12 protein-coding genes are annotated in these 12,356 nt (G+C 33.1%); 9 read left to right on the plus strand and 3 right to left on the minus strand.

Annotated features, from left to right (window positions below):
• Positions 1 to 435 precede the first annotated feature (435 nt).
• The 8 genes from BMY14_RS03020 to BMY14_RS03055 all read left to right on the plus strand — a co-directional run bounded on the left by BMY14_RS03020 (position 436) and on the right by BMY14_RS03055 (position 8,652).
• Positions 436 to 993, plus strand: coding sequence for a GNAT family N-acetyltransferase (locus tag BMY14_RS03020; protein ID WP_091829087.1), 558 nt, complete (start codon positions 436 to 438; stop codon positions 991 to 993).
• 511 nt (positions 994 to 1,504) lie between these two features.
• Complete coding sequence (locus BMY14_RS03025; protein ID WP_091829090.1) at positions 1,505 to 2,800, plus strand: RNA-binding domain-containing protein; 1,296 nt, start codon at positions 1,505 to 1,507, stop codon at positions 2,798 to 2,800.
• Positions 2,801 to 3,025: 225 nt separating this feature from the next.
• The gene (locus BMY14_RS03030; protein ID WP_091829092.1) at positions 3,026 to 3,472 is read left to right on the plus strand and encodes a GNAT family N-acetyltransferase; all 447 of its coding nucleotides are present in this window, start codon (positions 3,026 to 3,028) and stop codon (positions 3,470 to 3,472) included.
• 49 nt (positions 3,473 to 3,521) lie between these two features.
• Positions 3,522 to 3,866: a YbaK/EbsC family protein gene (locus BMY14_RS03035; protein ID WP_218144870.1), complete on the plus strand. Its 345-nt coding sequence runs from the start codon at positions 3,522 to 3,524 to the stop codon at positions 3,864 to 3,866.
• 554 nt (positions 3,867 to 4,420) lie between these two features.
• Positions 4,421 to 5,137 carry a hypothetical protein gene (locus BMY14_RS03040; RefSeq protein WP_091829094.1) on the plus strand — a complete coding sequence of 239 codons (717 nt, stop codon included), beginning with the start codon at positions 4,421 to 4,423 and terminating at the stop codon, positions 5,135 to 5,137.
• 21 nt (positions 5,138 to 5,158) lie between these two features.
• Positions 5,159 to 5,395 carry a GNAT family N-acetyltransferase gene (locus tag BMY14_RS20820; RefSeq protein ID WP_342741755.1) on the plus strand — a complete coding sequence of 79 codons (237 nt, stop codon included), beginning with the start codon at positions 5,159 to 5,161 and terminating at the stop codon, positions 5,393 to 5,395.
• An 895-nt stretch (positions 5,396 to 6,290) separates the two neighbouring features.
• On the plus strand, positions 6,291 to 7,898 hold the full coding sequence (locus BMY14_RS03050) for an AlwI family type II restriction endonuclease (RefSeq protein WP_091829096.1): 1,608 nt from the start codon (positions 6,291 to 6,293) through the stop codon (positions 7,896 to 7,898).
• A gap of 346 nt (positions 7,899 to 8,244) precedes the next feature.
• On the plus strand, positions 8,245 to 8,652 hold the full coding sequence (locus tag BMY14_RS03055; protein WP_091829099.1) for a very short patch repair endonuclease: 408 nt from the start codon (positions 8,245 to 8,247) through the stop codon (positions 8,650 to 8,652).
• A 219-nt stretch (positions 8,653 to 8,871) separates the two neighbouring features.
• On the opposite strand, the gene BMY14_RS03060 is transcribed toward BMY14_RS03055, so the two are convergent.
• A complete protein-coding gene (locus BMY14_RS03060) occupies positions 8,872 to 9,237 on the minus strand; it encodes a hypothetical protein (protein ID WP_091829103.1) in 366 nt (121 codons plus the stop codon).
• A gap of 526 nt (positions 9,238 to 9,763) precedes the next feature.
• Between BMY14_RS03060 and BMY14_RS03065 the strand changes: the two genes are divergently transcribed.
• The gene (locus BMY14_RS03065) at positions 9,764 to 10,816 is read left to right on the plus strand and encodes a DNA cytosine methyltransferase (RefSeq protein WP_091829105.1); all 1,053 of its coding nucleotides are present in this window, start codon (positions 9,764 to 9,766) and stop codon (positions 10,814 to 10,816) included.
• Positions 10,817 to 11,116: 300 nt separating this feature from the next.
• Here the strand turns inward: BMY14_RS03065 and BMY14_RS03070 are convergent, their stop codons facing one another.
• Positions 11,117 to 11,488, minus strand: a complete 372-nt coding sequence (locus BMY14_RS03070) for a helix-turn-helix domain-containing protein (RefSeq protein ID WP_091829108.1) — start codon at positions 11,486 to 11,488, stop codon at positions 11,117 to 11,119.
• Between the two features lie 446 nt (positions 11,489 to 11,934).
• Positions 11,935 to 12,162 (minus strand): helix-turn-helix domain-containing protein, encoded by a 228-nt coding sequence (locus BMY14_RS03075; protein WP_091829110.1) that lies wholly within the window; start codon positions 12,160 to 12,162, stop codon positions 11,935 to 11,937.
• Positions 12,163 to 12,356 lie beyond the last annotated feature (194 nt).

Here is a 12,356-nt window from a genome sequence, read left to right on the forward strand (position 1 = left end):
AAGTTAAAACTTTGCTGTTGTTTTTGGCTTTAACGTAATTTTTGCAATAGATCATAATAAAATAGTATATAAGAAAGAGGCCCCATGATGAAATAAATATCCATCATGGGGTCTCTTTTTACTGAAACAAAAAAACCTGTCCTTGATAAAAAAAAGAATCTCTAGGCTCAATCATAGAGAGAATAAAGACAATCTTCAGTGAATCAACATCTTGAGTATAGCACATTTACCAATAAAAGGGGTAAATGAAATTTATTCTATATATTAAAGGTGAAATTATGCCCATAGTTACAACTCCATTATGAAAAAAACTATCCTAATGCCACTTATTTTTATGCGATCTAACGTTGACACTAATACAGGGAAAACCAAGTGTGGTATTATTGATGGAAAGCAACGCTTACAAACTATAACGGGAGTCAAGGAGGTCTTTTTATGCCAAGATTATTAGGAAAGAATATTATGCTGCGTGAGTACCAAGCAGAAGATTTATCTTTTATGCGGGCATGGGTAAATGATGCAAATATAACGGATAATTTGTCTGATCTATTTTTACAGCCACATTCTCAAAAAGATACGGAGCGGTATTTAAATTCTATTTTGAATCATGAATACTCTGATCAAATCCATTTTGTAATTGCTGAAAAAGAATCAGATAAATATTTAGGGCAAGTTGATATTATTCACATTGATTGGAAAAATCGATTCGCTGAATTTGGAATCGTAATTCCTGCCGAATCAAATCAAAATAAGGGAATTGGGTCAGAAGCTATTCATCTTTTACAAGATTATGTTTTTAGAAAGTTAAACCTCACTCGGCTTCAGTTAAATTTGCACGAGTATAATCTGCGAGCCTATAATTGCTATAAAAAGTGTGGTTTCATTGAAGAAGGTCGGCTGCGAAAACATTTTTTTACGAACGGTCAATATTGGGATACGATATCGATGAGTATTTTAAAAGATGAATATTTGCAATTACAGTTAAGCGATTAATACTATAGCAAATTAACGGTGGAGGAAATACGCTTTTTGTGTGCCACTTGAAATTCTAGGACAAAAGATTTTTAATTGTATAAAAATTAATTTTTTTGAATAAATTTAAAAATGTAAGTTTTGTTGATTTTTATGTCGATATCAAGAATTCTTGTAACATTTGAAGTATGGAACTGTTCAGTTTTTGTAAGGAAATGCACGGCAATCGATACGAAAAGAAGTGGCAAAATGGCAGATGTTTGGCAAGGAGATAAAATCCGGTGGAATAAACAAAATTTACTATATCATAAGATTTTTATAAGGCGACTGAACGGCTAAATAGTATGGTTTCAGTCGTCTATTTTTGCGCCATGAAAGATCTAAATATTTAACAAAATAGGATAAAAAAATAAGTATGTTGAGAACGCTAACTGTATTAATAAATTTTATATTATCTACCACTATTCTACCTGTATTGTGGTACAATGGTGGTAGATAACTAGTAGAATATCTGGGAAAGGAAATAGATACTATGAATTTTATAGAGAGTCAGACCGTTGAATTAAAAGAGAAGGTTGTAGATGATATAAAAAAAGAAGTCATTGCATTCGCAAATAGTGATGGTGGAACTCTATACGTAGGGATTACGGATGATGGCAATATTGCTGGGGTGGATGATCCAGATGCTAATATGTTGCAAATATCTAACATGATTCGTGATGCAATTAAACCAGATATAACCATGTTTGTTGAATATTATATAGAAGAAATAAAAGATAAAAAGATCATTCGGGTTTATGTACAGAAAGGCACGCATTCACCATACTATTTAGTTGGAAAAGGCATTCGCCCAGAAGGGGTTTATATAAGGCAAGGAACATCCGCAGTTCCAGCCTCAGAAGAAGCGATTCGACGTATGATCAAAGACACGGATGGGGAACATTTTGAATGTATACGTTCGTTGACGCAATCGTTATCTTTTTCAGCACTTGAAGCAGAATTTAAGTCTAGAAAAATTATGTTTGGTGAGAATCAATTAGTCACATTGGGTATTAAAACTACGGAAGGCATTTATACAAATTTAGGATTGCTTCTTTCAGATCAGTGTGTTCATACAATAAAGGCTGCTGTTTTTGAAGGGGAAAAGAAAGCTGTATTCCAAGATCGTAGAGATTTTTCTGGTTCGTTATTACAACAGATGAACGAAGCATATAACTTTATTGATTTGAATAATAAGACAAAAGCAACTTTTTTAGGGCTTCATCGAATAGATCAACAAGATTATCCAGAAGAAGCTGTTAGGGAAGCATTGCTTAATTCACTGGTGCACAGAGAGTATTCTTTTAGTGGCAGTACTTTAATTAGTATTTTTTCCGATCGCCTAGAGTTCGTTTCTTTTGGTGGATTGGTAAAAGGTCTTACTATAAATGATATATTATTGGGAATATCTCAATGCCGCAATGAAAAGTTAGCAGCGATATTCTATCGATTAAAATTAATAGAAGCTTATGGAACAGGAATACCTAAAATTATGGAAAGTTATGAAGGAAGTCCATATAAGCCCCAAATTGAATCATCAGATAATGCCTTTAAAATTATATTACCAAACAGAAATTTTGCGGTAGGAAATTTAATTGATGTTACAGATCAAGAAAAAATTATTTTGGAATTGGCTAAGGAAAAAAAGAAGTTATTGCGTCGGGACATAGAAGAACGTTTGAATATTTCTTCTAGTAGAGCCGGGGTTCTTCTTAAGCAACTGGTGGAACATAATTTGTTAGACGCAGTTGCAAATGGACGAAATAGATTTTATATTGTAAAAAAATAAAAAGAGAAAAAGCAATTTAAAATCGATTGTTATTATTCAAGAGGTTACGGACAGTAAGAATCCTTTCGACAATTAATTATGCAGCAGATTTTGTTTGACAGTCTTCGTGAAACAATTTTTAGAAGTGCTTTTATTATGGAACGACTCGATTTTGTAAGAAAAAGCGACTGAATGAATCGCCTTGATCGAGTTCAGACGCTTATTTTTATGTTAGGAAGATGTAATATGAGAATAGAAAAGATTTTTTCGAATAAAAAGAAATTTATTGATTTGCTTTTGTTGGCGGATGAACAAGAATCGATGATTGATCGATATCTAGAATCTGGTGATATGTTTGCTTTATATGATGATGATTTAAAGTCAATTTGTGTTGTAACAAAAGAAACAGAAGAGACTTATGAATTGAAAAACATTGCTACTTATGAGAAAGATCAGGGAAAAGGCTATGGGAAGAAACTAATAGAGTATATTTTCGAATACTATGCTGGGAAATGTAAAATCATGTTGGTTGGTACAGGTGATAGTCCGCGAACCATTTCGTTTTATGAACATTGTGGATTTACAATATCGCATCGTATTAAAAATTTTTTTGTGGAAAATTATGACCATCTCATCTTTGAAGCAGGAAAGCAGTTGGTCGATATGGTTTATTTAAAAAAACTTTTGAAATGAAACACAGTGATTGAGCAATAGGTAAATATTTACCGGGAGGTAAAATAAAATGGATGTTTTACGCGAGTTTTTTACGGCACAGGATATTATTGATTTTTTAAATGAACAAAATATTCCTTTTGAATTTTATCAACATGCACCAGCCTATAGCATTGATGATTTAGAAGCATTGGCTATTCCTCATAAAGAGGATATTGTGAAAAATCTTTTTTTGCGTGATGATAAGAAGAGAAACTATTATTTGGTGACACTTCCAGGACACAAAAAGATAGATTTGAAGGAACTTAGTGAGAAAATCCCCAGTCGCAGGTTGAGCTTTGCTAGTGAAGAGCTGTTATATGAAAAACTGCTTTTGAAAAAAAGGAAATGTGACACCACTCGGGGTGCTGAATAACAAAAAAAAATGTCATCGTAGTATTCGATAAAAATTTACAAGGTAAAACGATAGGGGTTCATCCAATGGACAATAGCAAAACAGTTTTTTTGCGTTTTGAAGCAATTATTGAATTGATTAAAAACAATGGAAATCCCATGATCCTGTGTGATATTTGAGGTGAAATCCGTTGTAATAAAAAAGCTTTACTATAATCTTAAGATTTTTATAAGGCGACTGAACGGCTAGATAGTATGGCTTCACTCGTCTATTTTTCATTGTGAAAGATGCAAATGTTTAGAAAAAGATGAGAAAAAAACGTCACTGTTGGCGTTCTGCTAAAGTTTGTATTAATTAGGCAGGGGTTTTGTGTTTTATATTGAAATTTATAATTTAGAAATGTATAGGGCTAACTCAAGGAACCCTTTTCGGTGAGTCTTATGATAAAACAAGGATTAATTGCGTGAGCGAGATTGGTGAATCCTTTTTCAGATATTGATCAGCCAATTGGAAATGCAATTCAGCAGATTGCTCTAAATTAGAGTTGAAATACAGGCTTGGGGAGATGATAAACAATGATTTTAAATATTGCGAATGGTAAAGAATTGCAAGCCTATTTAACAAATAAATGTGATGTAGATGAAGATATTATGGCTTTCAATGAATCAATGGTTACAGGGGAAAGCAACGAGAAGATTTTTAGTGATGCTTTTTTTCATGTGCGAGCAAAATCTTTAAACATTAATTATGAAGAGTATTCTGCAATTTCGATTATGGAACTAGATAAATTATTAAATAAATCATATGCCAAAGTTATCTTGTGGTTTGATGAGGATATGTTTTGTCAAATTAATTTGCTGACTTTATGTGCATATCTAGACTATAGTAAATACGGTGGGATAGTATTATTAAATATTATTCGGAAAGATTTTTGGCAATATGACAAGCTGGATAATATAGTAATTAAATCTTACAATATAAATCTAAGTGGCTATTATTCAATATATCAAGATATCCTTATCAATAAAGTATTTACAAGAAATGATTACCTTGTTTTCGAAGAATTACGAGAAGGCATTAAATTATATAAGAATTATACTTCTGGCAATAGCGAAATTAGGTCCGCTATAAGAGCAATGATCAAGGATAAAAAGAGTAAAGAAGATATAATAAAAGTTATAATTGAAGCGTATCCCCAATATGGTATAGGTGATTATAATATCAAATTATTGTATCAACTGGAGAAAGACGTTATTGACGGATATAATCCCGGTTCACACCCCCAATATTAAAGTCTGGATAGGTTACACTAAATTGGGTCAGAAGCTATTCATTTTTTACAAGATTATGTTTTTAGAAAGTTAAACTTAAATCGGCTTCAGTTAAATTTGCACGAGTATAATCTGCGAGCATATAATTGCTATAAAAAATGTGGATTCATTGAAGAAGGTCGGCTGCGAAAACATTTTTTTATGAACGGTCAATATTGGGATACTATATGGATGAGTATTTTAAAAGATGAATATTTGCAATTACAGTTAAACGATTGATACTACAGCAACTTAAATGTGGAGAAAATACGCTTCTTGTGTGCCACTTGAAATTATAGGATAAAAGGTTTATAATTGTATAAAATTAATTTTTTTGAATAAATTTAAAATGTAAGTTTTGTTGATTTTATGTCGATATCAAGAATTCTTGTAACGCTTGAAGTATGGAACTGTTTGTTTTTGGTAAGAAAATGCATGGCAATCGATACGAAAAGAAGTGGCGAAATGGCAGATGCTTGGCAAATAAATAAAATCCGTTGGAATAAACAAAATTTACTATATCGTAAGATTTTTATAAGGCGACTAAACTGCTAATGGGTATAGTCGTCTGTTTTTGCGTTATGGGAGAATGCAAATGTTTAAAAAATATGACAAAAAACCAAAAAATAAAGGGTTATCGACAGTGCTTTTTCAACAATGTCGATAACCCTTTATTTCCCCTTTTCACCCGGATTTCAAAGGATCGTCAGTAAGCTTTGCTTATAAGAGAAGATGGCTAAATAGTTAATGTGGAGTACAAGTAAAGGTCTTATTACTAAATCAATATTCATATAGCAACACACTCCTTGGAGTAAAAAGTTAAGAACGGGTTTGATTAAAAACCAGCCTGTCATCATCAGCACAAGGTAGCCATCTCTTGTGAACATTGTTATGTTTCGACCAAACTATTATATCACATTTTTTTTGTTGTCAAGATACACTTTTGATCAAAAAGTTATTTTGTGATTTTTGTTTATTTTAGGGAAAAATATACAAAAAATAGTTGAAATGATATAGTAAGAGTTATAATATAATGAGATAAAACATGAATTAAATGAGTTGCAGACTATAAGTAATTACTGTTGCTTTTTTGCCTGTGGCAAACTATAGATGATGTATCAGAGGAGAGTGGCGAATGCTCAATTATTGGTGGGTAACACGGCCTAAACGAAAATTAAATTCAGTTCCAGATGTTTTAGCGGTCTTTGCAGAGCAATCTTTGGATCAGGTGTGGCAAGGACAGCGTGAATCACATTTATCATTGGAAGATGCTTTAGAAAGTAGTGGGCTGAAACGAGAGGGAGATAGGCGCGATCAAACTGGTGGTGGTGCCAGAACATATAAAGCATGGCTGCTAAGTTTAGGCCTTATTTTTTCTCAGCAGGAAACAAATCAACTTCGTTTGACTCTGGCCGGAGAAGCGATTATGAATGGTGCATCGCCAGTTCATATTTTAACTAACCAAGTTTTAAAATACCAATTTCCGTCCGCTTATTCTTTAGGACGTGGCGTACAGGTACATGAACGTTTTAAAATTCATCCTTTTTGGTTTTTGCTAAAACTTTTGATAGATGACAGACTTAGGTGGCTGTCACAGGAAGAAATTGCAAAAATCGTTTTAGTTGAAGCTGAAAATGAAAGTGATCAATCTTACGAACAGATTGTAAAGAGAATTTTACTGTTTAGAGAAATGGGTGATAGGTGTCTATCAAAAGATTTTTTCACATTATATAAGCCGTCAAAAGGCGATGTTAATCCAGAACATCCCTTTTCTCATTTAGAAGATACGGCCAATACAATGATTAACTGGATGGAATATACACAGTATGTTTTTCGAGAAGATGGGAAACTGCGGGTGCTAGAAGATCGCTATGATGAAGTGAAACAGATTATTAGTAAGCGATTGCCATTTATTGATCGTCCGGGAGACCATGAGTTTTTTCAGCGAAAATATGGTTTAGATCCGGCACATCGCAAAGATACGAGAAATCTTAGTCAAACAGAAACGGTTACGGCCGATATGATTGCTGAATATCGAGTTAAGCAGGCGTTTGTATCACTTTCGTTAAAAGAACCAATTGGCGCTATTAATGCGGCTGTGGTGGATAAAATTGCAGAATTAGCAGGGATCTCAGCAAAATTTGTTGAAGAAATTCTGCAAAAAAAATATCCGCATGGTTCGATTGGCGCTTTTATGGCTAATTATTTTGAATTGGCATTTAATGGCCGTGAAGATTGCCGAAAATTTGAAATTGCAACGGCAGAAATTTTTAAAAATGTGTTTGGTTTTACATCGCATCATATTGCGGGTGGTGCAAAGGAGGTGCCAGATGTTTTGTTGATTGCTGAAAATGCTGGATACCAAGCCATCATTGATACAAAAGCATACAATAGGTACGATTTAGGGGCGACGCAGCGTGATCGTATGATTTATCATTATTTGCAGGATATTCAAACGTATAGTTCTAGTACTCTGCCGGTAGGCTTTTTTTCGTACATAGCAGGTGGATTTTCTAATAATATTGCTTCACCGCTTTGTAAAATTGTGAATGCTACTGGCGTAAACGGTTCCGCAATGCCAGTAGCGGCTTTTATTAAAATGGCAGAGCGGCAAGGAAATAGTCCTTACACGAAAGACGAGATATGTCAGATCTTTTCTGTGAATCGAAAAATAGAACTCAGCGATTTAGATATATGCAGCTCTCTTATGGTAGCCGAAAACTCTATAAAATATGGGAAATAACCATGAGAAAAAAGAAATGTAAAAAGTAGGAAATGTTTAAAGGCATTAGAACCATGGCTTACTAGCTGTAATCCAGAGATTGGTGATAAGGTAAAAGTGAGACGGGTAACGGATACTGAAATTGAATTGACGCTTCTCACATATCACTAAAACCTGCAATCCCGCTAACTCATAACGAGGATTCTTATACATCCAATAAAATCAGCACTTTGAGTGATTATAATACTTCAAAATGTATCGTTATGTTAAAAATACGTAACGAGTTAGCTTTCTAGTAGTTATGCGGGTTAGAGATCACCTTGTTATGTGTTTCCGGGAATCTAGGCTAAAAGGTTGCGTGAATACTATGGATAATCTTACATCTTCCCAGCGACATAAAAATATGAAACATATAAAAAGTCAAGATACAAAGCCAGAGGTTCTTCTTCGTAAAGCTCTTTGGAATTATGGTATACGCTATAGAAAAAACTATAAAAAGTTGCCGGGAAAACCAGATATTGTTTTGATAAAACAGAAAATCGCTATTTTTGTAGATGGCGATTTTTGGCATGGCCGTGATATGGGGGGGATTCGTCGGCAGGTAAAAACAAATAAAGCGTATTGGCTGCCCAAAATTGAACGCAATATAGAACGAGGAAAAGAAGTCAACGATGCTTTACTGAATGAAGGTTGGCTCGTACTTCGTTTTTGGGAAAGCGACATAAAAAAAGATCTTGCCGGGTGTGTAAAAACGATATTAAGTTATTTGGCATAGGCTGTTATTTATTAAGTAATAGGTTTGGAGATATCTTTACTTTTGTTAGTTAGGCTAACGATAAAACGTGTTGAAGTATTTACGAATAATCATAGTTGCAAAATAAAAACTCGCACTAAACCAATTTTAAAAATAAGGTTTGGTGCGGGCTTTTCGTATTTACATATAGGGACGGGGGATAACCTCTTTTTTCAGAAAGTTTAGTGATTGTAGCATACTTTAGTTTGTGCATTCGAGCGTAATCCTGACGCTTGTAGCTGTGACCCAAGTGACGCGGATCGTATCTCCAACTTGAGCATGCAATTCATCTATAAGATAATGCCCTAATAATGTTAAATCTCCGCGGCTTTCTAAATTCTTTCCATATTCATGGCATGCTCCTTGTGATCCACCAGGAAATACATAAAAAGATTGTCCTTCAACTAGGTAATCAGGACCTGTTTTTAAAAGTTGTAATCTTCTTGCCGTAGGCATATCAATTTTTATATAGGCTTCATATGGATTGCGTTGATAGTTTGGACGATTTCCCCAGTGCACATGAACATTTTTTAATGGTGCAGTGAAATAATCATTTATTTGCGGCATAATAGCACTCCCTTTAATATTAAGTTCCTAAATTGTACCATATTTATTAAGAAAAGTGAATTTAACAAGATATGAAAAATTTCTTGATCATGAAATTAAAATTCTGCACAATCATTAAAAGTATGATATAATACATAATAAATCGAACGTGTATTCTCTTGTGTTACGAATTTTATGTGAATATGAAAAAAGATGATTGTAAATCAAGGTTTCATGAGAATAGTGCAAAACCTGTTTTTGGTAGATGTTTATATAGAGAAAACAGTCCTTTGTTGAAAGCTATTTATTGCAAAAATTCATAAGTTGAATTAAGTATAGATTTAAAATCTGTTGGAATGTATAATGTTATTTATGAAAAATAGTACGATATACGTTACTGTTATGTTTTTATCATATATGAGTTGAGGCAGAGGCGTTTCCGCTGCTTTATTTCTATTGAAATTTTTCTGAATTTATTATAATAATCACGATAAAGTGAAATAAATAAAATATGAATATTATTTAAGAAGTTGAGGAGTATATTAGTATGATTTTTAAATTAGGTGAATTATTTTGTGGACCTGGAGGAATAGCATTAGGTGCAACAAAAGCTGATATAGGATTAGATGATTTTAAAATAATACATGAGTGGGCAAATGATTATGATAAGAGTACATGCGATACATATGTAAATAATATTTGCCGAGAACATCCCGAGTCGGTTATTTGTGGCGATGTTCGAACGTTAAATATTGAATCATTATCGCCAATAGATGCTTTGGCGTTCGGTTTTCCGTGTAATGATTTCAGTGTAGTGGGAGAGCAAAAAGGCTTTGATGGAACATTTGGTCCTTTGTATACATATGGAGTGAAAGTTCTCAAATGTTTTCAGCCACAATGGTTTTTAGCTGAAAATGTTGGCGGATTGCGTAGTGCAAATGGGGGAGACGCATTTGATACAATACTCGCAGATTTAAGAGATGCTGGATATAGAGTTTATCCACATTTGTATAAATTTGAGGAATATGGAATTCCTCAAGCACGGCATCGTGTTATTATTATTGGCATTCGTAATGATTTACCGCATGAGTTTAAAGTTCCGAGTCCAGAAATTTATGCAAATATAGACAATTCTTGTAGAAAAGCATTAGAAGATCCACCTATTCCAGAAAATGCTTATAATAATGAAATAACAAAACAATCTAGTACGGTTATTGAACGGTTAAATCATATTTTACCAGGGCAAAATGTTTTTACAGCTGATCTTCCTGAACATCTAAAATTAAAAATTAAAGGTGCTAAAATTAGTCAGATATACAAACGACTTGATCCAGAGAAACCTGCATATACAGTTACAGGATCTGGCGGTGGTGGAACACATATGTATCATTATGATGAACCGCGAGCATTGACAAATAGAGAACGAGCCCGCTTGCAGACTTTTCCGGACTGGTATGAGTTTCTTGGTTCAAAAGAAGCTGTAAGAAAACAGATAGGTATGGCTGTTCCACGTTTAGGTGCTCAAATAATATTTGAAGCAGTATTGAGGACTTTTGCAGGTCTGGAGTATCCCAATATAGTTTGTAATATAAAAAAATAAGTGGAAGCATATACAACCATTAATGATTTCGAAAAGGTAAGCGAAAAGCAAATATAGAAAAAGTAAAAATTTGACGGTTTATTCATAGATGTACAAGAAAAATAATTTCCAAAAACCATGGAATGGGTAGTCTTCGAATATTCGAAGGTGTATACTTGTTGTCGATATCTTTACGAATATGGTTTATTTTTAAAATCTTGTTAGTTATACTGATTTTGAGTAAGTGTTGCAAGAATGTAAAAAGACGATATAAATTAGGCAATTACAAGCCCAATCTATATCGTCTTTTTTGGTGCATTTTTATTTTTCAGTGGGGTAATAGTCTGCAAACGCTTTCTGTAATTGAATTTTAGCCCATATTTGAAGTTCTGGGTTTGGGTCATTTAAAAGTTTACGAGGCACATCCAATAATTGTTCAATTTCGGCATCTTTAATAATAGTTTGTGGGGATTTTGCAGGGTCTTGGACGCCAGTTAGTAACCAATCAAAAGATACATGGCAGTTTTCTACTACCGCAAATAAATATTTAAGACTAGCTTTCTTACCTCTTTCAGTACTTTTTACATAAGATACAGATAATTTCATCATATCAGCTAGTTTTTGCTGCGTTAAATTGGCATTTTTTCTTGCTTGCTGTAAGCGTTTACCTATATCTATATCGTTTGGTTCCATAAAAACACGTCCTTTAGATGCATATTTACAACTTTTATATTGACTGGATGTATATAAGAGACTATAATGAAGACGTAAGATAAATAGTTATAAAAATTTGCTATAGAAAAGAGGGGAAGAGATCTTATTTAAAGACTATTCGTCTTTAAATTAAATTGATTAATATTAATATGATTTGATAGATGCTTTCTAAAATTGGTGATTGAGAAAAACCTATCAAGTGATATAAAACGAAAATCAAATTTTAAAAAAATTTAAAGTATCTTTAAACGATATTTTAGAAAAGGTTTAGCTGTCAGTATTATTAAGTCGCGTTCTATATATCTATAACTAAATCATTATATCACGAAGAAAAATTTGTTTAAATGTAAAGTACAATGTTCATTCATTTTCTAGATGCGTATTGAAAGAAAGATAAGAGAGCAGCGCGTGCATATGTTATTTAGTTATCTTCGTTTTTTAATATCACTTATACCAACCAGATAGTCGAGAGAAACATCAAAATAATCTGCAATCGCTGCAACTGTATCGAGAGTTGGTATCCGGTCACCTAATTCCCAACGACTTACAGTTTGCTTTGTAACTTCAAATTCAGTAGCAAGTTGTGTGGTTGTCATCTTTTTATCTTGTCGTAACTGTCTTAAGCGTTGGCAAAAAATTTCTTTTTTAAACATATAAAAATCTCCTTAACGTCACCATTTAGGTGATTTATAATAAGGATATAAAGTCACCTAATCGGTGATGAATGAAAACTTAATATGATATTAAAATCAAAGCAAGTTACTGGAGACCATGTTTTTAGCAATATAAATTAAAGCACATTTCTATTATGTGAGGAAGAAAGTTAAATTTGTTTGTATTAAATTAT

The sequence above is a fragment of the Propionispira arboris genome, assembly GCF_900109225.1.
Lineage (GTDB): Bacteria > Bacillota > Negativicutes > Selenomonadales > Selenomonadaceae > Propionispira > Propionispira arboris.